This is a genomic window from Mesonia oceanica, assembly GCF_902499555.1.
Taxonomy (GTDB): Bacteria; Bacteroidota; Bacteroidia; order Flavobacteriales; family Flavobacteriaceae; genus Mesonia; species Mesonia oceanica.
This window is the reverse complement of record NZ_CABVMM010000016.1, coordinates 36,008-61,741: the sequence shown is the minus strand read 5'-3', so window position 1 is coordinate 61,741 and position 25,734 is coordinate 36,008. Positions and strand designations below refer to the sequence as shown.

Sequence of the window (25,734 nt, the reverse complement as noted above, 5' to 3'; positions counted from 1 at the left end):
GTAAACAATTTGTAATTGTATTCTATTTTAATTTTTTAAAGCCTAGATAAGCTCCTACTGCTATCCCTAGAGGCAAAAGACCTGTAATTGGAGCTGGAGGAGGAGTTTCATCATCTACATAAGTATCAAATATCGGAGGTAAATCTTGAGCAGATACTGGTGCCGAAACAAACAATAAAAAGAATAAGCTGGATAGGGTAATTATTTTTTTCATAATATCAATAATAATGAGTTTTCTAAATTCTCAGGAAACTAAAGTAAGAATACTACCCAGAAATACCACCTGAAAAAATTAAATTTAAACTTTTATTAAAGATGATCTAACACCATCAAAATCCGTAATAGTTGAAGTGTAAATAAAGCAGATAATCGGTATTTTCAGAACTCCCATTTTGTTTTTTTAACACTCTTATATAAATATGTCTTGAAGTTTAAGAGTAACCTACCGCTTACTTTTATAAATCCTTGCGAATTTTAGTTTTGAGTATAAACTTGTAAGGTTAAGTGCCAAATAATTTAAATATTCCTATTGTAGAACAATAGCTAATTTTAAACTTAAAAATTGTAACATTTAAGAAAATATTCATCAAATAGATAAACTACCATCTATGAAAACTTTATCAGTCAAACTAATACTATTCACCTCATTAATTTTTATTTTCAGCTGTAAAAAGAAAATATAACCATCATATAAAGTATTAACTAGATCAATACCTATTAGGAATACTTCTAAAAATTATCGCCGATTTTAAGTTTATAGTTATAAAGTTAATTTTCTAACCACAAGGCTACTTCAAAACCAATTCTACCAACTTACCAACCTCATGGAAAAAATTCAAAATCCAAAGCACCCTACTCAAATTACCCATTATAGTTTATCAAGACTACTCGAAAGAGCCTCTTATTATGGACTTCGGTCGCTGGTTATACTCTATATGGTGGGAGAAACACTACACATGGAAGATGATGAAGCTTTTAGTATTTACGGTTGGTTTACCGGTTCATTGATTTTTTCACAAATCATCGGGGCTTTCATGGGAGATTTACTGATAGGAAATAGAAAAGCAATTCTTCTGGGAGGTATTTTACAAGCTATAGGGGCATTTTGCTTATCTCTCCCCTCCCTGTTCGGGCTTTATGTGGGTTTATTTTTAGTGGTTTTGGGAAGCGGGTTTTTCACCCCAAATATCATCTCGAATTTCGGGAAGCTCTATTTAAACAACTCCAAACTCTTAGATTCTGGCTATACCATATTTTACCTAGCTGTCAATTTAGGTTCGTTTTTGGGAGTATTATTCATGGGATACTTAAACGAAAAAGTAAGTTATCGTAGCGGGTTTATTATTGCTGGAATAATGATGTTGCTATCTCTAACCCCTATTCTTATTTCAAAAGAGAAAACAATTCATCAACTTGTAAAAAGCAACTCTTCAATAGTCAAAAGGATTCTAAACATCCTCATTGCATTTTTCGCAATTGGTCTATTTTGGGGCGTTTACGAAAGCTCTGGCATTCGGATTTTTAATTTACAATTTCAATTTAAAGAGATATCATCATTTTATCTTTCCGAATATCTATGGGAATCTATGAACTCTGTTTTTATTTTTCCCATTAGCCTCATTGCTATTGTGGTATGGACCTATGTCTATAGCCATCCATTTTTTAAATTAATGCTCGGTTTTATCTTTGGAATAATAGCTTTAGGAATTCTATTTCTAATCCCGGAAATCCCTACTGAACAACATGTGATTACTTATTTAGTATCCTTATTTTTTCTAGGGGTTTCAGAAATTCACATTGCACCCGTTATTTATTCTATCTTAACGAAATACACTAATCCAAAATACTTGGCCATTATGGTAAGTCTAGCATTTATACCAACGAGATTATTTCATATAATTTTCAGTGTATTCAATGATAAGTTCTATGAAAATCCGCTCCTACCCCTAAAAATTGGAATATTCGCTATGACATGTGTTTTAATTGGGATAATTTCATACCTACTGTTCACAAAGAAACCGAGTCGTTAATCATATATTTTTAATGGTTTGAATTACTACAATTACACGTGCAATGCATAATAGCTTCTTGTAACCTTATTAACAGTACCCTACAAATACCAATTAAAAATTTTTGTATATTTGTATATCAATAACATTCAAAAAATAAAAAGGAGTTAGTAACGTATGTACAACTGTTTTGACATAGCAAAATATTTTGTCGAGTTAGCACAAAAAGAGAACAAAGGAGTAGATCCTATGAAACTTCTCAAGCTAACTTATATTGCGCAGGGGTATTACTTAGCTTTCTTCAATAAATCTTTATTTTCCAATCAAATTCAAGCTTGGAAATATGGTCCTGTAATCCCAGAACTATATTACGTTATCAAACCATTTGGCTATCATAATGTAAATCCGGTAGTTTTAGACCTACATGCTAAAAATAAGCTTTCTGAAGAGGATAAAAAATTCCTACAAGCATTATGGAATAAATACAAAAACGTTTCAGGAATAAGTTTATCTGAATTAACCCACGAAAAAAACACTCCTTGGGACAAAGTATTTAAGCCTAACTTCAACAACATCAATATTGATGAATCCATCATTAAAGAATATTATAAGAATAAAATAGCTTCGTAAATGGGTAAAGATTACGAAGACTATTTTAAAAATTCTGTTGAAAATCCCTCCTTAAACACAACCGAGAATGAAGAATCAAAAGAACTCTTCACCGGAAGTATGGACGATATTGATACTTGGGTTAAGTTTCACAAACTTCTTATAGAAAAAGAAAACCAAGAATCTGAACGAGCTTTAAGAAAGGAAAACGCAAAAAAAGCTTTTTGGTTTTCAGCAATATGGGCAATTTTTATTGCTATCTTCATTTTACTACACGCCTTTATTAGCATCCATTACTTTAGAATAACAGAAAACGAATTCATCTTTGTCTGCGGAACTCTTACTGCATCTATTCTAATTTTCTACCTAACAGTGATTAAGAATTTATTCCCCAAAAGGGATATTTAATACGCAAAAAGATTTTCATTTCTTTTTTAATGACCCCTTAAATTAAGCTTATTTAATTTTTAAACATATTTATCGATAATAGACAAAAATACAGCTTATCTATAGTTTTTATTAATTCAACGATAAAGAAACTTCCATTAATCGAAAAGCAGACTTCAAATTATCTAATCAACCTATTTTCGTTGAAGTAAATCGAATTTCGATTTAATAAAAAATCATAAAATATTGAAAATTTCATGACATGTAAAATCTTATTGTAGTTTTTTGCACTTTCAAAAACCTAAGAGCGCTAAACTTCGTTTTTAATAAAAAACTTATGCACCGACAAAATTTTAAATCGTTACTTGAAAAAACCGCTATCTATGCCAAAATGGGTAGTTGGGAGATAGATTTTGAAAAAGAAGAAATTTATTGGAGTAAAGTCACGAAATTAATTCACGAAGTTGATGAAGATTATCAATGTGATTTTGAAAATATTTGGAGCTTCTATAAAGATCCCTATTCTTTAAAACTTATTAAAGATAGCTTTAATAAAGCGATCCATCATAATATAGAATACGATATAAAAGTAAAAATAACCACGGCTAAAAGTAAAAATATTTGGGTAAGGGCTATTGGAATCCCAGAGTTTGAAGATGGCAAATGTGTGAGTATCTATGGCTTGTTTCAAAACATAGATAAAGAAGAAAGAAAACAAGAACACCTTCACAAACAGTTACAAATCACTAACGATGTATTAAAAAATACGAGTATAGGAATTGCATTTTTAGACAAAAGAGGCCTCATCAAAAATACCAATGACGGGTTTTGCCAGATTTTAGGGTATTCCTGTGAAGCTATAGAAGGAACCTATTTTAATGAATATATTAACAAAAAAGACTTACAAAGTTTTCTTCAAGGTTTTAATAAATTAAAAGAAGGAAAAATTAAAACCTATACCACAGAAAAAAACTTAAAACATAAAAATGGAAATACATTACATATCCATTTAGTTTTAACTGTGATAAGAGATATTAATGGTCGCATATTAAATTTTTTAGCACAAGTAATTGATCTATCTGCTCAGTATGAAAGTAAACAAAAACTTACTTCCTATTTAGATATCACTACAGATCAAAACCATCGCTTAGTAAATTTTGCGCATATTGTCTCACATAACTTAAAATCACATTCCGGTAATTTATCGATGCTGTTAGAGCTTATGCATTCTGATTATCCTGAATTGGAGGAGAATGAACTTATTCCTCTTTTCGAGCAATCGGTAGATAATTTAAGTGAGACCATCAACCATCTTAACGAAGTGGCTGCCATGCAAAATACAGATAAGAAAAATATAGAAAGTCTAAATTTGCTTTACTACATTGAAAAGACGTTGGAAAATATTTCTGCTCTAATAAAATCTGAAAATGCTCATATACAAACTGAAGTAGATCATCAATTAAAAGTACAAGCGATTCCTGCCTATTTAGAAAGCATCTTATTGAATTTACTTACCAACGCCATTAAATACAGGAAACCAGAAACAGAATTAAAAATAAAAATAATTGCAAAAGAAATAGACAACCTCATTAGCCTTGAGGTAATAGATAACGGGCTAGGAATGGATTTGAATAAAATTGGAGAAAAGCTTTTTGGGATGTACAAAACCTTTCACCAGCATAAAGATTCCCGTGGCATAGGACTATTTATTACCAAAAACCAAATAGAAGCCTTAGGAGGTTCTATACAAGTAGAAAGTGAAATAAATAAAGGGTCTAACTTTAAAGTATTTTTAAAAAATGGAACAAGAGTTTAACCTTTTGTGTATCATTGATGATGATAAGTTATTTAGATTTGGAACAAAAAAATTATTCCAACTTAAAAAATATTGCAATGATTTTTTAATATTTAAGAATGGCCAAGAAGCTTACGAGCACTTTAGTGTAGCCTTGGAAGAAAACCTAGACCTACCGGAAGTCATTTTGCTAGATATTAATATGCCCGTTATGAACGGTTGGCAATTTCTAGATAGCATTATTAAAGTGAAAAATGCAAAAAAGCTTCAAATTTTAATCGTTTCTTCATCGGTAGATCATACAGACATTAAAAAAGCACATAATCATCCTTTGGTTAAAGACTATATCACTAAACCTATCGATTTGAAAAAATTGAAAAAAATATGCCAGTTAACCAAAGTAAAAAATTTATAATCGCTATTTAAATACAAATAATTGAGTTAATTACTTTTTTCCCAAGAGCTATTGGCAATTTTTTGTTTTTTCCACTCATAAGTTTCATTGAGTTGTTTTGTAAACTTATCTAATTCATCAGAAGCCATTTGAATATAACCTATATATTCTTTCAATTCTTTTTTAGTTGCATTTAGATTATTTTCCGCCAAATGAGTTAAGCCTAATAAATTCGTGACTGGCTTTCTTAATTTATGGGAAATATCAAAAGAAATTTGCTCCATGGCAGATTGGTACTCATAGTGATTACTTATATCGTTAAAAACCCCATATAAAATAGTGTCCCCATTTTTAGTGTATTCAGGATGCGCTTTTACAGAATGCCAATGTATTTCATCACCATAATTCACTCTATATTCATAATAAAGATTAGTATTATTTTTAACTGAATCAGCAAGAGTCTCCCTAAGGTTTTTAAGATCATCTGGATGTATAAGCGAAAATCCTAAAGAGGGATTTTTCAGCCACTCATCAATATTTATATCTGGATGTAGATCCTTTATCCCTTCGCTTAAAAATTCAAATTTAAATGAGTTATCTGGCTTTACACGTAGCTGAAAAATACCACCAGGTATATTTTGAGTAAGTTTATTTAGCCGATGAACGCCCATAGCAATGGTTTTATTCTGATCGAGAAAAATCTTTCTCAATTCAATATGTCCCATAGCTTTTTTAGCCAAAATCTCAAGGGCTTTTTTTTGATTTTCAGTAATTTCCCTTGGTTTAGTATCGATTATACAAAGGGTTCCCAGAACATTTCCGTTACTGGTTGCTAAAGGTGCACCAGCATAAAAACGGATTTTAGGATCATTAACTACTAATTCACTATTTTTAAAACGACTGTCTTGCCAAGAATCATTAACCACTAATACCTCTTGGGGATTACCTAAAGCATATTGACAAAAAGAATGTGTGACATTTGTTTGTGGCTTACTAAGCCCTTTATTAGATTTAAACCATTGTCGTTTATCATCTAATAAAGTAATTAGCGAAATAGGGGTATCGCAAATCAACGAAGCTAGTTCTGTAATCTGGTCAAGCTGTTCCTCGGGTGAAGTATCTAAAATCTTATACGACTTTAAATCATCTAAACGCTTTTTATCGTGGATCATACAAGTGCCAATATCAATTTTAAAGGTCTAAATATAATATATTATCACATTATTATCAAGAAACCTTCTCTTTAGGGTTTTATATAATTAATACAATATACAAATTTAAAATAATTTTCAAACCCCGCCTTCAATACTATCCCCAACTCATTCCCCATACAGCAAGCCCATGATCTTATTAAAAGAATGGGCCAATTCTTCCTGTTCAGGAAGGGATAAATGTGAAATAATACCGGCTACGGAATCGGAAGATAAATCGTCGAGCTTTTGTTGTTCTTTGATGCCTTTTTCTGTTAAGCTAATTTTAAAAACGCGCTTATCGTCTTTTGATTTTTCTTTGGTCAATATCGAATTTGAAATCAGTTTTTTGATGATTCGGCTTAAATAACCTTCATCTAAATTCAATACCTTATTAATTTCGGTTGCGGTGGTCTTGCCCTGTTCTTTAACGATATACAAAATATGAGACTCGGTAAGCGAATACCCCGTGTTTAAAAAGCTTTTTTCTAACAAGCCAATACTTCTCACATAATTACGGTTGAATTTTCGAATACTATGTATAATTTCAATCTCCTTCATAAAATTTACTTGCTTATATCAAGTATCTTTAATTATATTTGCTTTTGTCAAGTAATATACAACATCTTATACTAAAATTCAGCTATGATCCGTATAAAAAATATAAATACCCATTCTCCATATTATCAGGAGATGCGTGAGCTTCGCAATAAAGTATTGCTACGCCCCCTAGGGATTCCCGATCATTCCTGGGAGATGCACGACGAGCGCTCTTGGCATTTTGTAGCACTAGAGAATGACAACGTGATTGGCTGTGCGGTGCTGGTTCCTTCCGAAGAACATAAAACCTTAGCGCAATTGATACAAATGGCAGTAGATCCCGATGTTCAGGGAAAAGGTATAGGTCAGTTATTGCTTAAGGAAATCATCACTTTTGCCAAAAGTAAATCCTTAAAAGAGATTCAGTGTCATTCCCGACACTATGCGGTCGACTTTTATAAAAAAGCAGATTTCACCACCTACGGCGAAACCTTTACAGAGGTAGGCATACCGCATAATCATATGAAATTAGAACTACACTAATGGAAATTAGACAAATAAAAAGAACCGATAATAAAGCAGTGGCCACCTTGATTAAGCATGTGTTCGAAGAATATAATGCACCAAAAGAAGGAACGGTATATTCTGATGCGGCCACGAACAGTCTTTATGAATGCTTCAGAATAGAAAAAGCTGAACTTTGGGTAGCTGAAGATGAAGGGAAAATCCTAGGTTGTTGCGGTGTATATCCTACCGAAGGTTTGCCTGAGGGCTGTGCCGAACTGGTTAAATTCTACATCAGCAAAGAAGCTCGTGGAAAAGGCTTAGGGAAAAAATTGATGGAGGCTTCTCTGGCTTCTGCCCTGCAATTTGGGTACCGGGAACTTTACCTGGAAAGCTTACCCGAATTTTCCAATGCGGTTTCTTGGTACAAAAAATTGGGTTTTAAAAGCTTGGATGAATGTTTAGGAAATTCAGGACATTCTTCCTGTAACATCTGGATGCTGAAAACACTATAGTATTTGCTAGATTAATTTGATGCTTTAAGTTGCCAATGGACTTAAGGATCCTAGAATATTTTTTAAATTGAAGTCTATAAAGCTCCCTGTCGGTTATTCATTTTGGGAACATTTCGATACAAATTTTCTACGAAAATTCACTCAATGACCCAAAATGATAAAATTGAACGTCCAGGATGAATACTTTTAGACTTTCAACTCAAGAAAAATCGATTACGGTTTTTGGTTTTGAGTACTCGTATGTTATTTTGGGATGTTTTACTACACAACGAACTGACAAATTTGTAATTTCAATTCCGTATAAAAACATTGAAATGACGGGACAACTTCTACAAAAAGTAAATAGCATTGTAAAGCTTACGGAGGCGGAAGAAAAAGTTTTTTCTCACTACTGGACTGAAAAAGCTTTACAAAAAGGAGCATATTTATTGCGCAACGGAAGGGTTTGCAAAACCGACAATTTTGTCGTAAAAGGTGCTTTAAAAGCTTATTTTATCAATCCGAAATCCGGCAAAGAAGAAATTCTTTATTTTGCGATTGAAGATTGGTGGGCTACCGATATGCATAGTTTTCAGCAGCAAACGCCCTCTATTTACAACATTCAGGCGGTAGAAGATACCCAGCTGCTCCAGATTTCTTACGAGTCCTTTCAAAAATTGCTGGAAGAACTTCCTCAACTCGAACGTTTTTTCAGAATCATTCTAGAACGTTACCTAGGCGCGCTACAACAAAAAATTATTTTCAATCAGGTACTCGATGCCCAAGAGCGGTATGTAGATTTTCAAAATAGGTATCCGCTTATTTCAGCACGGTTTCCCAATTACCTCATCGCTTCGTATTTAAATATGTCGGCCGAGTTTTTAAGTCGGATTCGAAATAGCTGAGTTCATTTTGGGAACATTTCGATACAAATTTTCTACGAAAATTCACTCAATGCCCCAAAATGATAAAAAACGATACGATCGAAGTCAGATAAAAAATTCATCTTGAACTAGGTCAATTTTTTTAAGCTGAATATTCCTCAGCTTTGTCCTGAACTTAAAAAGTTAAAAATGGACAAAGTATTAATCATTAATTCCAGCGTTAGGGAAGAGCGATCACAAAGTAGAAAGCTCGCTGAATTATTTGTTGAAAACTGGAAAAGTAAACATCCTAAAGACACTTTTACGTATCGCGAAGTGGGATTGGTGGAAATTCCACCCATCGATGAGGCTTGGATTGCGAGTGCGTTTATAAAGCCTGAAGAACGGACAACAGCAAATCAGCGTGGGGTGATGCTGAGTGATGAACTGGTACGTGAAATCAAGGAACACGATATTTATGTGCTGGCTACCCCAATGTACAACTGGTCAATCCCTAGCGGTTTAAAAGCGTATATCGACCAAATTATGCGTATTAACGAAACCTGGAAATTTAGATCTGGCGTGCCCGATGGCGATTATGTGGGCTTATTGAACGGTAAAAAACTCTTTATTCTTTCAGCACGGGGCGATACAGGTTATGCGGAAGGGGAGAAAAATGAACTGATGAATTTTCAGACTTCTTATTTAAAATTTGTTTTCGGAATGATGGGCGTAAAAGATACGCGGGTTATCTCGTTGGATAATGAGGAGTTTGGTGGGGAACTTTTTAAGCAATCGAAACAAATGATTTATGAAAAAATCAGGGCTCTTGATTAATGGTCTGACTGAAATTGGTAAGGTTGAAGTGCTTTTTGTTGGTTATCGAAGGAATGGGTTTTTAGGTTTATCTCATTATGTTTGATTAGTTCCTTCTTTTTCTTGCTGAAGAACGGTGATGATGAGTTGATGATGTTGCTCTTTAATCTTTACTTGAGCGCCTTCTTTAAAGCCTAAATTTTCTAGCCATTTTCCTTGAAGTCGGATTTCGGGAACAGTGTAATTATTTCGCCATCTGCGATTACGGAATTTACTATATATTTTTAAAATTCTGAAGGTGCTCAATTGTCATCTTTATATATGACAAAACTATTAATTTTAATTGATTTGTCAAATTCTTGTATGACAAAATTGTCGTATAATTAATTGACATTTGTGTTGTGGATAAAGAGCAGCTTAAAAATAAAATTGGTCAACGTATTGTTGAATTAAGAAGTCAAAAGGGATGGAGCCAATCAGATTTGGCCCGTGCCTGTGCAAAAGACCGACAGGCAATTGAAAAACTGGAAAATGGAAAAGTAAATCCAACCCTCTACTCGCTTTTAGAAGTTGCTAAAGCCTTAGAAGTTCCTTTAAAAAAGTTGGTGGATTTTTAGTTTTAGAGATTTTGAAAGAATTCTCATTTTTATAAATAATTTTTCATTCTCTTAAATTATTTTAATGAAATAAATTTCCTTGAACGGTATTTAACTTTTTAATTTTACTACTGTTATCCATAATCTTATTTACAATTTCCGAAATATTAATTTGATCAATTACTGTAATTTCTTTTTGTTCCTTAATCAAGTCTCGATTTAAATCAAACATTGGATTACAATCATCAAGATTTTTATCATACATAACTGCCCTTGGAATATTATATTTTTTGGCATATTCCATTGCTAAACGAGCCCCACTATCTAATTTTTCACCAAATAATTTCCATCTTTCTGCACTATTTTGAGCATAACTTGCAGACAATACTATTGTTTCACAAAATAAAGCTTGTAACCGATCACGTTCTTTATAACGACTACTTAATTCCAATCCATTTTTAAAATCATTACCATATTCAGTTATAAGCAATCCACCTTCTTCAACAATTTGGAAAGCAAGACCTTTATTTGTAGCAGGCATAATATTATAAAGTGGGCTCGGTAAAATAGCCACTGTTTTGCCGTTTCTATCTAAAGCTTCTTTGTGAGAAATACTATCACAGCCTAATGCTAATCCACTAACTATTGTAGCTCCATTTTTTACAAATTCCGAAACAACATTTCTTTCCCTTTCTTCTATATCTTCATCAGGACTTAAAAGCCCTATTACAGATATATTTTTATTCTCAATACGTAAAAGATTAATATCTCCTTTATAATAAAGGAAAACAGGTTTTTCACTATCTTTTACATTTCCACGATATTGAGGAAAATCATTATCACCCATAGCTACAATACCATCACAGAAATCCTGAAATTTATCACTAAGTTTTTTCTCAAACATTTCTTTCAAATGCTTAAATTCTGCAATACTGGTTTTCTCACTAATTTTATTATTTAGAAGAGAAACGATTGTACTCACATCTTCATTTCCTTTCAAATTTTTAACCAACCAAGCATTACCTATTCCTTTATAAGATTTGGCAGTTATTATATTTATTGCGTTATCCGTATACTTCATTTTGTGATTATCAAATAATAAATACTAGCTATTAATGAATAGTTTTTCCAACAGCGTAAAAGGTAACTGAATTTGCTTCACAATCCAAGAGAGCTTGTATCATATCTTCATCGATATTTATATTTTCCGTATAGATATCATCTATCAAAAGGATATCACGACCTCTTAGATTTTCTGAAAAATTACAGGTATTTCCACTAATACCTGGATATGGTTCTGAACCATCGTTATCATAATCATCAATAGGCCGTCTTAAGTGCGTGGTTTTTGTGTTTGTGTGTCTTGATATAAATTGTGTTCCATCTATAAAATCATCTCCTAATTTATTAACTGCGATTCTGATGGTTTCTTTGAAAAGTAATTGATCTTTTCTATATGAATTTTCTTTCTTGGCACGAGGAACTACACAAACGGTTAAATTTTCTGGTTCAATCTTATCTATAATTTCTGGAAGATCACTAGAAAGAGCTGCAAGTAATGACTTTTGAGCATCTTTAAGCAAGGACTCCCTCCAATTACGATTTACATCATTCTTTAAAGTTAACAAATACATCGGATAATTTTCAATTTCATCACGTCTGTCGTAGCCTATATAATCTGTATGAGAAAAGGCCTCAATTTCTTTAGAAAGAAAATCGTTTTGTTTAATCGTAAACTGTATCATAATCTAAATACTTAAAATATTACTCATAACTATTCCCGCTTTATTAGCATATTCAATTTCTTGACTTTCATTTTCAAAAACAATAATATTATGAGGCGATAGTCCCATAATTGATATAGCGTTTTCGTATTTGTTGATTCTCTTATTATTATCCGAATAATTACCAAAAAATAAGTTACAAAACTTTTTAGTTAGATTATGATAATTCAATGTCAGCATTGCCCTTTCTTTCCTACAATTAGTCACTAGAACACATTTGTTGGTTTTATAATATTGTAATAATATTTCCTCAACTTCCTTATTTAGTTTTGTATGATGCAAATTTTCTTTATAAAATTCTTCTTTGAGGATAACAATTTTTCGATAATCACAATCGGAAATATTTGGGAATTTGGATCTTAAGTTTAAACGATTTAACCTTCTCTTGGGACTATAAGTAAGTTTTTCATTTGTCTTAATTACAGATTGTATCGCTTTTTCATATGATAAAAAATTTGAAAAATCCGTATCAATCAATGTTCCGTCCATATCAAAAAATAAGGTTTTATCTTTTGTTATCTCCATTTCTGTATAGTTACATTTTTTTATTTCACACTAAAGAACCTATAAAAGCAGTTTATTATTCATCTACAAAACTAACCAAGAAAACTCAACGCTAATTACGGTTTAGCGTAAAATGAAAAAATTTCTATTAATAATTATTTAAATAAGAGGTTTTGAGAAAACTTATCAATATTCACACATATCATTTTTCCAGTTCGACTTTTTCAATTACCGAGAATCCTTTTGTTTTACTAAAGTTCATATTATGAACAAAATTTCGCATACTGTCTGAAGGATCAATTGTTTCTAAATTCAAACTTTCAATGGTTTGAGGCGGAAATATTACTGACAAAATGGGCTGCTCTTCTAAATGACCGGTTGCTGTATTTACGATATTTGCCATCGCATTAATTCTAGCATAGTCTATTGGCAAATAAGCGAATACTTCTCTTGCAATTCGCATAGAAGCACTGCAAATATGGTCTTGATATAATTCATTAAACCTTGTTTTGGGCATATTCTTTTTTGATAGTTTTCCAGTAGAAGTTTGCCTCAATTCGTAATCTGGTATGCTATCTAAACTATTAATGTGTAAATCAATATCTATGTGATTTTCTTCAAAATTGAAACTGATTTTTGTTCCTAATTCTCCAATATCTGAAAAGGGGTCAAAATACTGAAGTGCTTTTTTATAGGATGTGGGGTCTTTTCTTTTAATTCCTGCACTAATCTCTTGCAATTCTTCCCAGCTACTTAACTCCTCTAAATAATTTTTATAAGCACTATCAAATTCCTCTTTGTCTTTTAGTTTAGCTTGTTCTACTTGTTGGGAAAGCAGGTTAATTTTATTTTGAGAAGTGCCAAAAATTTTATCGAAAAACGATGGTTTAAAGCTGTTTAATTTATTTTTTGCAATACTTTCATTTTTAGTCTTAAGAGCTGGTTTTATTGGTTTTTTTGTTTCTTCAATTTGTCCCCAATCTATGGGTTCGGTACAATTTTTATGAACAGATTGAATGGTTTCGACATAATTTTGCCAGTCAGAAACAGCTTGCTGCGCATTCTCAATTTCCTTTAGTTTTTGTTGCTCTTTAAATCTTTTAGCGGCTTCTCGTGCTTGCCGTTGTTGTTCTCTTTCAATTCTTCTTACAGCTGCACCGTACGAGCGCATTGCGCCTTTTAATGTCGTCATATTTCCCTTTTTTTATGTTACCTATCAAGCTGGAAACTCAATCTAATTTTATTTAAAATAAAACTAGTTAACAACTACACTTGTGCCTTACGGTTTTCCGTAAAATAGAAAACTTTTAAGAGGTAATTAGTTTAAATTAGATTTTAAAATAATGACACACCTATTCCCTACTCTTTTTATTTCCGTTGGTAAAAGGCTTGGGTTTGATCGAGAAAATAGGCAGATATGCTATTGTTTTCTTCTATTTTTATAAAATCGATGATTTCATTTTTTCCTATCATTTGTTCTGCGAGCGCACCGGCTTTCCCAGAAATAGACGACATACTTCCTTCTACATCAATCCCAATAATTAAATGGGGCTGATGTTCTGTATGGTCCGTTTTGATGCTTGCCAGATAGGCAGATTTTACGCTTGGTTCTTCTTTAAAGAGTTGAGCCAGGGCTTTGACCAATTGGCTGGGATAGGTTGCGGGTTGGCCGATTAACACCTGGGTGTCTTTGGTGATTTCGGTTTGATGGGTTTGCTGAAAAATAGAACCGTTTAAAAGGTTTTCAATTTCTTGCGGCATCAATTCTTTGCCGTAATCTGAATACGGATTTAATACAAGTGTGGCCCCTTTGGTCAATTGAAATAGGTCCTGGCCTTTCATTGCCATAAATGGTACTTGCTCTTTGATAATGCCTTTATCAAAAATTCTATTGGTTGTGGTAAATACGGGAATTTGTCCGTTTTTAAAGGTGACAAATTGAACTTCAGTATCTTCCTCTAAGGTTCTTCTTCCTTCCTGTGATGGGTTGTGTCCGCTGGTCAATACAATGAGTTCATTCCATAGTAATTTGGTGTAGAATTCACTTCGGGCCGAAACGTCTGAAGAGGCTTTTATTAAACTTTTTTCCAGTTCATTTTCTGGAAAAGTCGATTGTGTTTTGTTCTTTTTAAAAAGGTTGAATAGGCCCATTTTCTAAGTTTTAAAGTTTGTTTTTTTATTATAGTAACCTCTGATACACTTTACTGTTTTACTTCAAGACCTTCAATTGGAGTAAAAATCGGTTAAAATTTTTGTATCGAGAATAGTAACTAAAATTAAATTATCAATACAATTTTGCTTCATTATACTTCTCAAAATCAATCTATCTGACTCATTTTATTTTTTAAGGGAAAGTTAGGGGTAATGTCTTAAAAAGGCTGTGATAGCCTCACTATTTTTTATGCAACTTTTTAATCCCGATAATTGCTGTTAATTTATTTAGTGCGTTTTTAGAAACAAGTCTAAAACCCAATTCCAGAAAAACGAATCTTGCAATTATAATTATCAAAACAAGTGGAACAATAACTGACCATTTCGTTTGAATTATTACAGTAATTATTCCGGAAAACGAAAACAACGTAACGGCTAAAAAAATGATTCTAAAGATTTTTCCTGTCCTTATTTCTAAGCTTCCTTTTTCCTTTTTCATTTTCAAATTTACCTTTTAGAACACATATTTGTCCGATTAGCTTTTTTGAAGGTATCAACTCAAATTCATCTTTTCCAACTTTTCCAATGAACGCCTGATTATTCCATTGGGTAACAAACTGTTCTTTTGATAGGGTTTTATTTTCTAGCTCTGATAAGGCCTTCGAACTTTCTCTTTTTAGTTTAAGCTCATATTTATTGATAGGAAATAGTTTCATTTGGTGTTTAAGGTAGAACTAGCTTTTTGGTTTAATAAGATGCTTATTCACTGGGGTTTCCTTTTAAATAGGTTTCCGGAGTTAAAACGGCAAGTTCACTTTTCTTAAAATCTTTGATATTTCGAGTTAGTATTATTTTTATTTCATCATTCTCTATAGCTGAGAAATTTTGTAATGCATCCTCAAAATCTTTAAAATTAGAATTTAAAGCTCCAAAAACGGCTTCTTTATCTATTTTTATGATATCTATTATCGTTAAGAGCTGCTTTATTTTTTCAATTATGATTTCGTGTTTGGCCGATTTCCTTAATAAATAATACACATTGCAAATGATAACTGGCGTAGTAAATCCATTTATCTTGTTCTCTTCACATAAATTAAAAACTTCTGTGGCAAATGCCGCAAAGGGTTCACGATCAAAAAAGAAATCCAGGATGACGTCGGTATCAATAAGAACTTTATCCATTAAGAATATTTTTCGTCTAAGCGCTGTCTTAATTCTTTTTTATAATCCATTTCTTTTTTAGGGATTTTAAAAGATCCTTTTAATGACTTTACAACCGGATTATTCTTTTTGGCTATTTCTTTGTGTTCTTCTTTAGTCAGCATTTTCAAATAATTTTCGATAATATCTGATAAGCTGCGATTTTTATCTTTCGCATATTCTTTTGCCTTTTTAATGACTTCCTGCTCGATTGTTAACGTCAGCTTTGTATTCATCTCCTTTATTTTAAACTGAATAACTATAAATATACAACTAATTTCAAAACACGTGCTTATTTTTTAATAATCACACGTTTATCGGTAAAGCTTTTGAGTGCAAAAGAATTTCATTTTGGTAACATTTCGATATAAATTTTCTATGAAAATTCACTAAATGCCCCAAAATGATAAAAAAGTAGGCCGGAAAGTTAGGTAGGTATAGTTTTAGGATATGATATTTCTAATGACAAATACCGCTAATCACTTCTCGTCAGTAAGGTTTTGTACGAAAATTTTTCGTGTTTGATTCTATCCCAATTCGGCTAGGTGCTTTATTAATTTTGTAGCGTGTTGTTTTGCGTTGTTTTTGATATCGGTTTCGGTATAACCGGCGGCCAGGGAGGTTCCGTGGAAGTAAATAGGATCTACGTAATTCATATGGGCAAACAAGGCTGTTTGCTCTAGGTTTTTACAAAATTCGTACACCCGAAAGTGCTGACTTCCTAAAACGGAATAACTGCTTTCTGAGGAGCCGACAGTAAAACTGGGTACGAAATTCTTGCCTTTGAGTTTGTCGCCTTCGGAACCATACGCAAATTGATATGCAAAAACCTCATCAAACCAATGTTTTAAAATGGCGGGCATATTGTACCAGTAAAATGGATATTGAAATACAATGGTTTGATGTCTCAATAATGCTTCTTGTTCTGCTTGTATGTGTATGTTGTAATCTGGATATAGTTTCTGAAGATCTCTTATCTCTAAATCCAAATCGCTTTTCTTGAGTTCTTCGATCACCGTTTTGTTGGCGAAGGAGTTTTTATAATTGGGATGTCCTAAAATGATTAATGCCATAATGTATACTATAATTAATTGAGTTGCTAAACTACTTTTAGTGTACTACATTTACAATACCTATCGATTTGGATAGGTGGAAAATAACTAGTGATGAAAGAAGAATGTAAAGGTGATTATGTAAAAGTAAATGGAAAAATTTATCCGTGTTCGGTAAGTTTAACGATGGATTTGGTGGGCGGAAAATGGAAAGCGGTTATTTTATACCACTTGATGGATGCCAACAAAAGGTTTAGCCAACTCCGCAGGGAAATGGGTACAGTTACCGAAATGACACTAAGCTTGCAACTAAAGCAATTGGAAAAAGACGGATTGGTCTCCCGAAAAGTGTATGGCAAAAAACCACCGATCAAAGTTGTTTATGGATTAACAGATTTCGGAAAATCTTTTATTCCTGTGTTGGAATCAATTACTAAATGGGGCAATCAAATCGTAACCGAAAAAGGGGAATTTGTTAATGCGGATTAAAAACAACTAAGCAAATCTCTTTGTTGTGGTCTAACTTCTATTTCAATTGGAAATGTATATGGTCATCGTGTCGTGCTGCCTGACAGCCGTGAAACCTTATTTTTTCATTCGCGAGATGAAGTCGCGTTTTTAAATGTGGCTCGATAAACATTTTTCCGATAGTATGCTGTTTCAAAATGAGATCCACTAAATTTCGTGTTCCGTTTTCTGAAAATTGAATGTCTTTATTAATCTTTCCTAAAGTTAAATACTTAGGAAAATCGTATTGCCAATACCCCTCTTTTTTACAAACTGTAGTTTGGTTATAATCCTTAGGTTTCGGACTTTCATAAACACCATATCCGCTAACCGATGGTTTCTTGTTGGTCAATTGTCCGTTCGGATTTTCATAGATTAACGAAACATCTATTTTCTTTCCGTCATTATGACTTAAATGAGGTAAAAGCGGAAATTTATCAATGAATGGAAAATTGGCATCTAAATAAACCATTTTTATTCCGTTATGCTGTTGTCCAAATTCACTGGCTATCTGTGCGAGGGTTTTATTTAGTTCCGGCCGAACATAATTTCTATTGGCCAGTTTATAAAATATGGAATGTGCTTTTAAAAATTCGGTTTCTTTGATTTTTTCACGGCCAAAAATTGGAGCCACATTCGGAACAATCAAAAAGATGGCGATGAGGTAAAGTGCTATAAATACCCCTAGCCGTTTTATCAGCTTTTTGTGTGCTGTTGACTTAATAAGTACAATTGAAATAAGATATATTATACCGCCTATTTGGGTAATAACAGTTAAAAGAAGGAAGATAATGCCGTGAAGGAGCTTTTTCAAAATTTAGTGGTTTGTGGGCGTATTCGTATCAACATATTCGTTTTATTTCTTTTATAAAACTAACTAAAAACCTTTGATATAAAACTACCTCCCTGCCTTTCTTTCTTAGCCCACTGTAGTTTATTGCTTTTGGTAACATTTCGATATAAATTTTCTACGAAAATTCACTCAATGCCCCAAAATGATAAAAACTATCACAACTCCTTATCCTGCGGAATTGTTTTGTTTTACTACGGAACTAAAAAGTAGGCCAGGAATAATGCATTCGTGTTTTTTGATGAAATAAAATTGAACATCTTTAATGAATAATAACAACGTATCATCATTCTGAATTGTCACATTGAGCGGAGTCGAAATGTTGATTAACTAGGTGAATCTTCTATTTCAGGGTATTATCTTCAAAGTCTATTTTTTTAAATTCAGTATGAGATTCCGGGTCGAGCCCGCCTGCCGGACGGGCAGGCCCGGAATGACGCAAATAAGCATTATTGAAAATTACCGATAAGCAATAAATTATATTATTGCCATAGTCTATTATATGATACGGTTTACATTTTGATGACATTTCGATACAAATTTTCTACGAAAATTCACTCAATGCCCCAAAATGATAAAAACTACAGCAACTCCTTATCCTGCGGATGGCAAACCGCTACGCTAGGCCATCCTCCGCATCCACCGCTGCGGAATTGATTTGTTTTACTACGGAACTAAAAAGTAGGCCGAGAATGAATCATCAAAATTTTTATAAATCTTAGCTATCGGTTTTTCCTGTTTTAAGTTCGGATGGTACTAACATAAGTCCAGGCAATAAACAGTAATTGCAATGGAATCCTAAACCATAAATAAGTAAGTCCATTTCCGTCGAATGTGCCTTTTTGATAGTTTACTTGATGTATGGATGCATAAATATTAGCGGGTAGTATGAGAAGAAGAAAGAGAATAAGTGCCCACCCGGTTATGTATTTAAGTTTCGGAATTAGAAGACCTATGGCAAGTAAAACTTCAAAGACTCCGGTTACATAAACTACGGAGTTTTTATAAGGTATAAATGTTGGGATCATCATCGCCATTCCTTTGGTAAATGCAAAATGCGCAATTGCCGTAAATACCAGCATTAGGGCCATTGCAATTCTCGCCGATCTTCTAAAATCATAGGTTTTACTTATCAGTTTTATGATCAACAAAGCGAGGGTAAAACTTACTAACAGAACAATTAATGGTTTCATATTTCTTAATTTATAGAAATACAAAGTTCTGTAAAGCGGAAATAGAAATAATGAACCTAGGTTAAGTAATACGTTTTCTTATTCTACTTAAGGCTTGTGGCGTTACGCCAATATAGGAAGCTATATATTTTAAGGGAATTTGTTTTAATAGTTTTGGTCTATCAGAAAACAGGCTTAGATATCGTTCTTCTGCGGTTTGGCTTAATAAGGAAAGTTCTCTTTTTGATTTTCTTAGATACATATTTTCAGCCATTTTGCGGCCAATAATATTCCCGATGGTGGTGTTTTTATAGACTTCTTGTAAGTCTTTATGGGAAATCTGCCACAAAATGGTTTCGGTTAAGGTTTCTATCTGGTATTCAGAAGGGGTTTGGGTTAAAAAGGAATCGTAGGCGGTCACAAATTCGTTTTCAAATAAAAATCCGAAGGTTACATCGGCTTCTTCTTTTGGGATATAAAGGCGAACGATTCCCTTAGCAATAAAAGATAAATGCTGCTCTATTTTTCCGGTTTTTAATAGGGTGGTGTTTTTGTGAAACGGTACTTCTTTTAGTTTGGAAGAGAAAAAATCCCAGTCAGAATCGCTTATTGGAGAAATATGATCAATAAACTTTCTGATTTGGTCCATTTGGGTGTTTTTTGGTTGTGCTTTTTGGTAATTGGCTTTTATTTATCATCGTAATGAAATCTACACTGAATTATCGTGCATTTTTGGTCAATGCCTTTTTTCCCAGATACTTTATAAACCAACCTGTGTTCACCTGTTATTCTTCTTGACCAAAAACCTTTAAGTCCGTGTTTTAAAGGTTCTGGTTTTCCTATTCCTTTAAAAGGGTTTGATTTGATTTCCTTTAATAAGTTTTTTATTTTAATTGCAGTATCAGCGTCATTTTCTAACCAGTATGTAAAATCTTCCCATCCGTGTGTCGTAAAAACGATATTCATTTATTGAGCTAATTCTATTTCTTCATCATTATATTCAATTAACTCTCCTTTTTCCATTTGTTCAATAGATTCCATTAGTCTATTTCTATTGGCTTTTGTAGATAATAGGTGTTCGGTTTCTTTTAATGAATTATACTCGCTAATAGACATTATAACTACAGCATCATCTCCTTTAGTTCTTGGTACAACGATTACTCCCATTGACTTTGAAACATAGTCGAAATGTTTTTTTATATTCTTACGCAGCGTGGAAATTGTTATTGCCTTCATCATTACTATTTATTGTACTTTATATTGTACGAATAAATGTACAATATTTGTACCTAATTTACAAATAAGCACTTTCCAATTAATTATAAAGGGTTTGGGTTATTCTGCTTTAACTTTTTCCAAGTACAATTCTTCAGTATAATAAAACTCATTTGTCAATTCCTGTTTTTTGTAGTCAAAAACGTGAAACCAACCTTTAAATTGGTAATATGCACCCCAATATATGAAATAATCTTCCTTATTAATATTTTGAATAGTTTCATCTACACTCAACAGACATCTATATTTTATACCATTACTTTCGTTTGGATTCTTGAAAATTGGGATGTTTAATTCGAAGGGTTTTTCGCCACTTTTTAAATATAAATTGGTGTAATTAATAGATAAGCCAAGTAAGATGTTTTCTAATTCACCGAAAATGCTGTTTTCATAAATTTTGTAAATGGTAATGGTTGAATCTTTGAATGAAAACTTCAACTCTTGAATATCAATACTCCTATTTTTTCTTTTCAATTTTTTATAAGCTTTCAGAAAGGGCTTTAAAATTATATTCTCAGTTCCCGATTTAAGAACATCATAAGCAATTCCAGTTCCAATAAATTCAATGAATTGCTGTAAGTTTAAGTCGGATAAAATTTCGACAGCCAACTCATAAAACCCAGCACCGTATCCATCTGTTTTTTTCTGTATAAAAGCATAATAATCTTCATCTAAATCATTCTTGAATTCAGTAAGTCCTTTAAATTCCGAAATATTGAAACCTTCTTCAGGCTCGCCGTAGTATGAAATCTTAATTGCTGTTCTCATATTTTTAATTACACCAACGTGTTTGCGTATGGCTCGTTGCAGAAAATTAGCTATGATTTTCCGCCGTAACCGAAAGATAGCAAATTGTTACCACACGTTTTTTTATTCTTTTTGTTTACGTTTATTATGATTTGATTTCAGCATTTCTTTTAGTTCTTCGTAAGTCATTTTGGTCGAAGTTTTCCACTCGTCCAATATTATTCTATCTTCTACAGGCATTGATGCTATTTCCATTCCCAACATTGTGTAAGTTCCATCTTTATAAGGCATTGAGCTTTTAACAAAGTTTATGACCTTTAAAATCAATTCTAAACATTTTTGCATATATGCTGATTGATATTTTATCTCAACATTTATTAAATAATAAGAATGGATGTATGTGCTTAATTCGTGCTGTAAGTTCTTCGATTTTTTATAATCATAAAATTCATTATCGATGTCTAAAATCTCGCAAACTGCTTGTAAAAATTGTTGATATTTAAATTTTAAACTTCCTACTTTATTGTTTACTCGGTCAATTCCATTCTTTGGTTTGGAATCATCAATGATTTGTTCCCTTTCCTCTCGTTTAACAGAATGTAGAAGAAAATTTAATTCCATTAACTCAAGCGCAATTCGACATTCTAACGAAGCGTAAATCAACGATGAGACGTTTTCGTTAGATTTTGCTATTTTAATTAATTCTTCCGCTTGTCTTAATAAGTAAATCGGATTATTTATTCGCACGTCAGGTTTATAAATCATTTCGTTCATTAGTGCATTTTTTTCAAATGTGTGGCAACATACGTATAACACAACTAGTTATATTATAAAAATAAACAAAAACCTACAACATTCCTTACGGTTTGCGCTAAAGGCTGAAAAATTTATGAGGAACAATACTTGTTAAATCCCTGATTTCCGTAAAAACCTCCACCCCTTAAAATTCGAAATGGAAACTATTGTCCCTACCCGTGTATATTTGTAATGAGATTTGTCTGCCAAAAAATGAACTGAACCAATGTGCTTAAAAGAATACGTACAACGCTACATTAGCCTATCTGAAGAAGAATATGCCGTTTTCTTATCTTACCTGGAAACGAAATCCTTTGCTCCCGGAACGCGATTATTGGCCTACGAAGAGCGGTGCCAAAGCCGATTTTATATCAAAAAAGGATGTGTTCGAATGTATGGTTATACCGAAAAAGGTAAAGAGCAGATCTATCATTTTGGTATCGACAATTGGTGGATTTCCAACTACGAAAGCTTGCTGAATGATACGCCTTCACAACTGGTTATTGAAGCGATTGAACCTACCGAAGTATATTGCTTAACTTCAGATAAATTTGAACAGCTTTGTCAACAACTTCCAAAAACGGAACGTTTGTTCAGAAGGATAATGGAACGCGCTTATATGGCTTTTCAAAAAAGACTGGAATTTCTGTTTAGTTTATCTTCAGAAGAACAATACCGGCATTTTATAGAAGTGAATGCTGCATTTACGCAACGTGTTCCTCAATATATGTTGGCTTCCTACCTTGGGGTAACGCCAGAATTTATTAGTAAAATCCGCTCCAAAATGTAATGCGCTTTGCTTCTTAATCTAGATTAAGAATATTCACCTGTATTCCCTGTAGGTTTGTATGCAACACAAATCAACAATGGAAATCACTTTAAAAGATAGTTTAAAATCGATTGTATTAGGGCTTCTGGCCGCCTTATCGATTTACGTTTGTATCTTACTACAACTACCGGCCTGGGTGACTAAACTGAAATTTTTTAATAATCTCATCACCTATTTTTTAGGGATGACCGCCTGGTTTAGCTATTCATCAGATTCTTTAAACAATCTGCCTATGCTTATGCTCTGTTTAGGTTTAGGGATTGGTTTTGGCTATGTCTATACCGTATTCGATGGACTCATTTCAAATTATAAATACAATGGAAAATAGAATTAACATTCAACAACTTGAACCGGAAGCGTACAAAGCGATGCTTGGCTTGGAAAACTATTTAGCGACTACCAGCCTGACGCATATCGAAAAGGAGTTGATCAAAATCAGAACTTCTCAAATCAATGGCTGTGCTTACTGTATAGAAATGCATACGAAAGATGCGCTAGGCTATGGGGAAACCCACCAACGGATCTTTGCTTTAAGTGCCTGGTGGGAATCTCCGCTATTTGATGAGAAAGAAAACGTATTGCTGAAAATGACGGAAGAAATCACCCATATTCAACAAAAAGGCCTGACTGAAGATACGTATACAGCAGCGCAAAAACATTTTACGGGGAATGAAATCGCGCAAATTATTATGCAGATTGGTACCATCAATTTATGGAACCGCATTGGGATCTCCACGCATTTAAAACACGAAAACTAATTCCACTGAATATTTTTTCAATCATTAGTGTGGAAACCGAAGATAAATTAAAAAACCGCTTCTCCCAATGGGTATTGAAGCGGTTTGTTTATGTGGTGATTTTTTGAAATTCCATTTTGGGAACATTTCGATATAAATTTTCTGTAAAAATCAACTCAATAACGCAAAATGGGTGAAAAATTATACTGAATTTATGAAATGAATCATCACTAAATGTCGTTACTCTGAATTGTCACATTGAGCGGAGTCGAAATGTTGATTAACTAGATAGAATCTTATTCTCTAGATTATGCTTTTCAATACATTATCAGATTAAAGATCCTATTCATAATCCTTTTCTTTTTTTTCATTGCCAACCCTTCGACAAAAGCTCAGGACAAGCAAAAGAAACCAACTCGCCTGCCGGCAGGCAGGAAGGACTAGGCTTATTTTATATCCTTGAAAACTACACCAAATTCCTTATCCTGCGGATGGCAAACGCTACGCTAGGCCATCCTCCACATCCAACGCGGCGGAATTGTTTTGTTTTGCTACGGAAATAAAAAGTAGGCCGATCATCTAAATATGTGTTATGCTACGCTTTTATAATTTTTTTAGCGTGGAATAATGGTTTTGTATAAAAATAGTGGTGGTTTTATGACCACAGACTTTTAAGTTGAAACCATAGTTTATGTGTGATTAGTTCCTTCTTTTTTTTGCTGAAGAACGGTGATGATGAGTTGATGGTGTTGTTCTTTAATCTTTACTTGAGCGCCTTCTTTAAAGCCTAAATTTTCCAGCCATTTACCTTGAAGTCGAATTTCGGGAACGGTTGTATTATCCTACCGCCGGGTACGAAACTTACTATAAATTTTTAATTTTCTAAATCGGTTCATTTCCATATGTTCGGAATAACGAACACAAGATATAAAAAAATTGTTGAAATTCGGTATAGTGAACACGAAAGAACAACAATATTTCGAAAAACTGGGTGCTAGAATCAAGCAATTACGAGAGGAAAAGGACTTAGATCAAAAAACTTTTGCCTTTGATTGTGAGATAGGTAGAACACAGCTTTATATGATTGAAAACGGAAAAACCAACCCTCGTTTACTTACACTTATAAAAATTGCAAAGGGATTGGAACTTTCACTCCACGAGCTTTTAAAAGTGTCTTAGGAATTTTTGGTTGTTTTGTGTAACTCCCATTACTTTGCAAAGGTAATACATATTAATCATACGTCAAGTAAATGAAACAAAATACTTGACATTAGAATAACTACTATTGAATTATTTTGGAAGATTCTGGACGTATTCCTAAACCTACTTTTATACTTCGATTGATATTTTTACTTTCCCGCCAAGTCCTTTTTCAACGATGTCGTAAAGTGTTTTTAGCGTTAAATTACTTCCGTTATTTTCCACCCTCGAAATATAAGTCCGTTTTTTGTCGACTAATGCTGCGAGTTGTTCCTGGGTCAAATTTTTATCTTCTCTGGCTTTTCTTAAAAGCAGTCCGATTTTAAAAGACTCAAAATCTCTGTCCAGTTCATCTCTGCGTTCTGTTCCTTTTTCTCCGTAAACCGTATCTTTTATTTCTTTCCAGCTTTTAGTATCCATTTTATTTATTTTTTTCTTGAAAATACATTTTCATCAAAATCAGCGCTTTATCAATTTCCTTTTTCGGTGTTTTCTGTGTTTTTTTCTGAAATCCGTTTAAGAGAATAACAAGCTTTCCTTTATCGAAGAAGCAAAAGACCCGCCAAATATTCGAACTAAGCTTAATTCTTGCTTCGTAAAGTCTATAGGTTCCCTTTAATGCTTTTAGATAATTAGAAGGAACTCTTTCATAGGTTTCAATTATTTCGATGACTTTATATATTTTGTCCTGAACTTTATTTGGTTGAGCCAAAAGAAATTCTTCGAAATAATGT

38 protein-coding genes are annotated in these 25,734 nt (G+C 32.9%); 15 read left to right on the top strand and 23 right to left on the bottom strand.

Going from position 1 to position 25,734, the window contains the following annotated elements:
* Positions 1 to 22: 22 nt before the first annotated feature.
* Positions 23 to 214: a hypothetical protein gene (locus FVB9532_RS17430; RefSeq protein WP_150546463.1), complete on the bottom strand. Its 192-nt coding sequence runs from the start codon at positions 212 to 214 to the stop codon at positions 23 to 25.
* Positions 215 to 824: 610 nt separating this feature from the next.
* On the opposite strand from FVB9532_RS17430, the gene FVB9532_RS17425 reads away from it, so the two are divergent.
* From FVB9532_RS17425 to FVB9532_RS17405, 5 genes are all read left to right on the top strand, one after another.
* The gene (locus FVB9532_RS17425; RefSeq protein ID WP_150546462.1) at positions 825 to 2,030 is read left to right on the top strand and encodes an MFS transporter; all 1,206 of its coding nucleotides are present in this window, start codon (positions 825 to 827) and stop codon (positions 2,028 to 2,030) included.
* 156 nt (positions 2,031 to 2,186) lie between these two features.
* The gene (locus FVB9532_RS17420) at positions 2,187 to 2,639 is read left to right on the top strand and encodes a Panacea domain-containing protein (RefSeq protein ID WP_150546461.1); all 453 of its coding nucleotides are present in this window, start codon (positions 2,187 to 2,189) and stop codon (positions 2,637 to 2,639) included.
* Positions 2,640 to 3,026 (top strand): hypothetical protein, encoded by a 387-nt coding sequence (locus FVB9532_RS17415; RefSeq protein ID WP_150546460.1) that lies wholly within the window; start codon positions 2,640 to 2,642, stop codon positions 3,024 to 3,026.
* Between the two features lie 316 nt (positions 3,027 to 3,342).
* Positions 3,343 to 4,821: a PAS domain-containing sensor histidine kinase gene (locus tag FVB9532_RS17410; RefSeq protein WP_150546459.1), complete on the top strand. Its 1,479-nt coding sequence runs from the start codon at positions 3,343 to 3,345 to the stop codon at positions 4,819 to 4,821.
* Positions 4,805 to 5,215 (top strand): response regulator, encoded by a 411-nt coding sequence (locus FVB9532_RS17405; RefSeq protein ID WP_150546458.1) that lies wholly within the window; start codon positions 4,805 to 4,807, stop codon positions 5,213 to 5,215. Before FVB9532_RS17410 ends, FVB9532_RS17405 begins: the two co-directional genes overlap by 17 nt.
* A gap of 26 nt (positions 5,216 to 5,241) precedes the next feature.
* On the opposite strand, the gene FVB9532_RS17400 is transcribed toward FVB9532_RS17405, so the two are convergent.
* Together FVB9532_RS17400 and FVB9532_RS17395 are read right to left on the bottom strand one after the other, a co-directional pair.
* A complete protein-coding gene (locus FVB9532_RS17400; protein WP_150546457.1) occupies positions 5,242 to 6,366 on the bottom strand; it encodes a GAF domain-containing protein in 1,125 nt (374 codons plus the stop codon).
* Between the two features lie 147 nt (positions 6,367 to 6,513).
* Positions 6,514 to 6,945 carry a MarR family winged helix-turn-helix transcriptional regulator gene (locus FVB9532_RS17395; protein ID WP_150546456.1) on the bottom strand — a complete coding sequence of 144 codons (432 nt, stop codon included), beginning with the start codon at positions 6,943 to 6,945 and terminating at the stop codon, positions 6,514 to 6,516.
* A 132-nt stretch (positions 6,946 to 7,077) separates the two neighbouring features.
* Here FVB9532_RS17395 and FVB9532_RS17390 point away from each other — a divergent pair, with 132 nt between their 5' ends.
* From FVB9532_RS17390 to FVB9532_RS17375, 4 genes are all read left to right on the top strand, one after another.
* Positions 7,078 to 7,467, top strand: a complete 390-nt coding sequence (locus tag FVB9532_RS17390) for a GNAT family N-acetyltransferase (RefSeq protein ID WP_228482385.1) — start codon at positions 7,078 to 7,080, stop codon at positions 7,465 to 7,467.
* Entirely contained in the window at positions 7,467 to 7,943 is a 477-nt protein-coding gene (locus FVB9532_RS17385) for a GNAT family N-acetyltransferase (RefSeq protein ID WP_150546454.1), read from the top strand. The genes FVB9532_RS17390 and FVB9532_RS17385 overlap by 1 nt, the downstream gene beginning before the upstream one ends.
* Positions 7,944 to 8,119: 176 nt before the next feature.
* On the top strand, positions 8,120 to 8,827 hold the full coding sequence (locus FVB9532_RS17380) for a Crp/Fnr family transcriptional regulator (RefSeq protein ID WP_228482384.1): 708 nt from the start codon (positions 8,120 to 8,122) through the stop codon (positions 8,825 to 8,827).
* A 168-nt stretch (positions 8,828 to 8,995) separates the two neighbouring features.
* Positions 8,996 to 9,622 (top strand): FMN-dependent NADH-azoreductase, encoded by a 627-nt coding sequence (locus FVB9532_RS17375; RefSeq protein WP_150546453.1) that lies wholly within the window; start codon positions 8,996 to 8,998, stop codon positions 9,620 to 9,622.
* A 75-nt stretch (positions 9,623 to 9,697) separates the two neighbouring features.
* Here FVB9532_RS17375 and FVB9532_RS17370 read toward each other — a convergent pair whose 3' ends face one another.
* Positions 9,698 to 9,907: a SymE family type I addiction module toxin gene (locus tag FVB9532_RS17370; protein ID WP_150546452.1), complete on the bottom strand. Its 210-nt coding sequence runs from the start codon at positions 9,905 to 9,907 to the stop codon at positions 9,698 to 9,700.
* 95 nt (positions 9,908 to 10,002) lie between these two features.
* Between FVB9532_RS17370 and FVB9532_RS17365 the strand changes: the two genes are divergently transcribed.
* Entirely contained in the window at positions 10,003 to 10,218 is a 216-nt protein-coding gene (locus tag FVB9532_RS17365) for a helix-turn-helix domain-containing protein (protein ID WP_150546451.1), read from the top strand.
* Between the two features lie 61 nt (positions 10,219 to 10,279).
* Here the strand turns inward: FVB9532_RS17365 and FVB9532_RS17360 are convergent, their stop codons facing one another.
* From FVB9532_RS17360 to FVB9532_RS17320, 9 genes are all read right to left on the bottom strand, one after another.
* A complete protein-coding gene (locus FVB9532_RS17360; protein WP_150546450.1) occupies positions 10,280 to 11,278 on the bottom strand; it encodes a DNA-processing protein DprA in 999 nt (332 codons plus the stop codon).
* 31 nt (positions 11,279 to 11,309) lie between these two features.
* Complete coding sequence (locus tag FVB9532_RS17355; RefSeq protein WP_150546449.1) at positions 11,310 to 11,942, bottom strand: amidophosphoribosyltransferase; 633 nt, start codon at positions 11,940 to 11,942, stop codon at positions 11,310 to 11,312.
* Between the two features lie 3 nt (positions 11,943 to 11,945).
* Positions 11,946 to 12,506: an HAD family hydrolase gene (locus FVB9532_RS17350; RefSeq protein WP_150546448.1), complete on the bottom strand. Its 561-nt coding sequence runs from the start codon at positions 12,504 to 12,506 to the stop codon at positions 11,946 to 11,948.
* A gap of 181 nt (positions 12,507 to 12,687) precedes the next feature.
* Positions 12,688 to 13,677: a hypothetical protein gene (locus FVB9532_RS17345; RefSeq protein ID WP_150546447.1), complete on the bottom strand. Its 990-nt coding sequence runs from the start codon at positions 13,675 to 13,677 to the stop codon at positions 12,688 to 12,690.
* A gap of 176 nt (positions 13,678 to 13,853) precedes the next feature.
* Entirely contained in the window at positions 13,854 to 14,636 is a 783-nt protein-coding gene (locus tag FVB9532_RS19545) for an enhanced serine sensitivity protein SseB C-terminal domain-containing protein (protein WP_194716573.1), read from the bottom strand.
* A 449-nt stretch (positions 14,637 to 15,085) separates the two neighbouring features.
* The gene (locus tag FVB9532_RS17335) at positions 15,086 to 15,352 is read right to left on the bottom strand and encodes a hypothetical protein (protein WP_150546446.1); all 267 of its coding nucleotides are present in this window, start codon (positions 15,350 to 15,352) and stop codon (positions 15,086 to 15,088) included.
* 43 nt (positions 15,353 to 15,395) lie between these two features.
* Entirely contained in the window at positions 15,396 to 15,818 is a 423-nt protein-coding gene (locus FVB9532_RS17330; protein ID WP_150546445.1) for a type II toxin-antitoxin system VapC family toxin, read from the bottom strand.
* Complete coding sequence (locus FVB9532_RS17325; RefSeq protein ID WP_150546444.1) at positions 15,818 to 16,072, bottom strand: DUF6364 family protein; 255 nt, start codon at positions 16,070 to 16,072, stop codon at positions 15,818 to 15,820. The genes FVB9532_RS17330 and FVB9532_RS17325 overlap by 1 nt, the downstream gene beginning before the upstream one ends.
* Positions 16,073 to 16,363: 291 nt before the next feature.
* Entirely contained in the window at positions 16,364 to 16,909 is a 546-nt protein-coding gene (locus FVB9532_RS17320) for an NAD(P)H-dependent oxidoreductase (RefSeq protein ID WP_150546443.1), read from the bottom strand.
* A 93-nt stretch (positions 16,910 to 17,002) separates the two neighbouring features.
* On the opposite strand from FVB9532_RS17320, the gene FVB9532_RS17315 reads away from it, so the two are divergent.
* Positions 17,003 to 17,377: a winged helix-turn-helix transcriptional regulator gene (locus FVB9532_RS17315; protein ID WP_150546442.1), complete on the top strand. Its 375-nt coding sequence runs from the start codon at positions 17,003 to 17,005 to the stop codon at positions 17,375 to 17,377.
* Between the two features lie 37 nt (positions 17,378 to 17,414).
* Here FVB9532_RS17315 and FVB9532_RS17310 read toward each other — a convergent pair whose 3' ends face one another.
* The 7 genes from FVB9532_RS17310 to FVB9532_RS17280 form a co-directional block, all read right to left on the bottom strand.
* Positions 17,415 to 18,209 carry a hypothetical protein gene (locus FVB9532_RS17310; RefSeq protein ID WP_150546441.1) on the bottom strand — a complete coding sequence of 265 codons (795 nt, stop codon included), beginning with the start codon at positions 18,207 to 18,209 and terminating at the stop codon, positions 17,415 to 17,417.
* A 776-nt stretch (positions 18,210 to 18,985) separates the two neighbouring features.
* Positions 18,986 to 19,438, bottom strand: a complete 453-nt coding sequence (locus FVB9532_RS17305; protein ID WP_150546440.1) for a DoxX family protein — start codon at positions 19,436 to 19,438, stop codon at positions 18,986 to 18,988.
* A 61-nt stretch (positions 19,439 to 19,499) separates the two neighbouring features.
* Positions 19,500 to 20,066 carry a Crp/Fnr family transcriptional regulator gene (locus tag FVB9532_RS17300; RefSeq protein WP_150546439.1) on the bottom strand — a complete coding sequence of 189 codons (567 nt, stop codon included), beginning with the start codon at positions 20,064 to 20,066 and terminating at the stop codon, positions 19,500 to 19,502.
* A gap of 38 nt (positions 20,067 to 20,104) precedes the next feature.
* A complete protein-coding gene (locus tag FVB9532_RS17295) occupies positions 20,105 to 20,383 on the bottom strand; it encodes a Txe/YoeB family addiction module toxin (RefSeq protein WP_150546438.1) in 279 nt (92 codons plus the stop codon).
* On the bottom strand, positions 20,384 to 20,653 hold the full coding sequence (locus FVB9532_RS17290) for a type II toxin-antitoxin system Phd/YefM family antitoxin (RefSeq protein ID WP_041578649.1): 270 nt from the start codon (positions 20,651 to 20,653) through the stop codon (positions 20,384 to 20,386). It abuts the gene before it with no gap.
* A gap of 99 nt (positions 20,654 to 20,752) precedes the next feature.
* On the bottom strand, positions 20,753 to 21,460 hold the full coding sequence (locus FVB9532_RS17285) for a hypothetical protein (RefSeq protein WP_150546437.1): 708 nt from the start codon (positions 21,458 to 21,460) through the stop codon (positions 20,753 to 20,755).
* Positions 21,461 to 21,562: 102 nt separating this feature from the next.
* Entirely contained in the window at positions 21,563 to 22,213 is a 651-nt protein-coding gene (locus tag FVB9532_RS17280) for a hypothetical protein (protein WP_150546436.1), read from the bottom strand.
* Positions 22,214 to 22,460: 247 nt separating this feature from the next.
* Between FVB9532_RS17280 and FVB9532_RS17275 the strand changes: the two genes are divergently transcribed.
* From FVB9532_RS17275 to FVB9532_RS17265, 3 genes are all read left to right on the top strand, one after another.
* Entirely contained in the window at positions 22,461 to 23,024 is a 564-nt protein-coding gene (locus FVB9532_RS17275) for a Crp/Fnr family transcriptional regulator (protein WP_150546435.1), read from the top strand.
* A gap of 76 nt (positions 23,025 to 23,100) precedes the next feature.
* Positions 23,101 to 23,391 (top strand): DUF1097 domain-containing protein, encoded by a 291-nt coding sequence (locus FVB9532_RS17270; protein WP_150546434.1) that lies wholly within the window; start codon positions 23,101 to 23,103, stop codon positions 23,389 to 23,391.
* Positions 23,381 to 23,821: a carboxymuconolactone decarboxylase family protein gene (locus FVB9532_RS17265; RefSeq protein ID WP_150546433.1), complete on the top strand. Its 441-nt coding sequence runs from the start codon at positions 23,381 to 23,383 to the stop codon at positions 23,819 to 23,821. Before FVB9532_RS17270 ends, FVB9532_RS17265 begins: the two co-directional genes overlap by 11 nt.
* Before the next feature lie 668 nt (positions 23,822 to 24,489).
* Here the strand turns inward: FVB9532_RS17265 and FVB9532_RS20070 are convergent.
* Positions 24,490 to 24,621: a SymE family type I addiction module toxin gene (locus FVB9532_RS20070; RefSeq protein ID WP_150546476.1), complete on the bottom strand. Its 132-nt coding sequence runs from the start codon at positions 24,619 to 24,621 to the stop codon at positions 24,490 to 24,492.
* A 133-nt stretch (positions 24,622 to 24,754) separates the two neighbouring features.
* On the opposite strand from FVB9532_RS20070, the gene FVB9532_RS17255 reads away from it, so the two are divergent.
* Entirely contained in the window at positions 24,755 to 24,979 is a 225-nt protein-coding gene (locus FVB9532_RS17255) for a helix-turn-helix domain-containing protein (protein ID WP_150546432.1), read from the top strand.
* Between the two features lie 150 nt (positions 24,980 to 25,129).
* Here the strand turns inward: FVB9532_RS17255 and FVB9532_RS17250 are convergent, their stop codons facing one another.
* Both FVB9532_RS17250 and FVB9532_RS17245 read right to left on the bottom strand, forming a co-directional pair.
* On the bottom strand, positions 25,130 to 25,420 hold the full coding sequence (locus FVB9532_RS17250) for a type II toxin-antitoxin system RelB family anti-toxin (protein ID WP_150546431.1): 291 nt from the start codon (positions 25,418 to 25,420) through the stop codon (positions 25,130 to 25,132).
* A gap of 1 nt (position 25,421) precedes the next feature.
* Positions 25,422 to 25,712 (bottom strand): type II toxin-antitoxin system RelE/ParE family toxin, encoded by a 291-nt coding sequence (locus FVB9532_RS17245; protein WP_317132304.1) that lies wholly within the window; start codon positions 25,710 to 25,712, stop codon positions 25,422 to 25,424.
* Between the last annotated feature and the right edge of the window lie 22 nt (positions 25,713 to 25,734).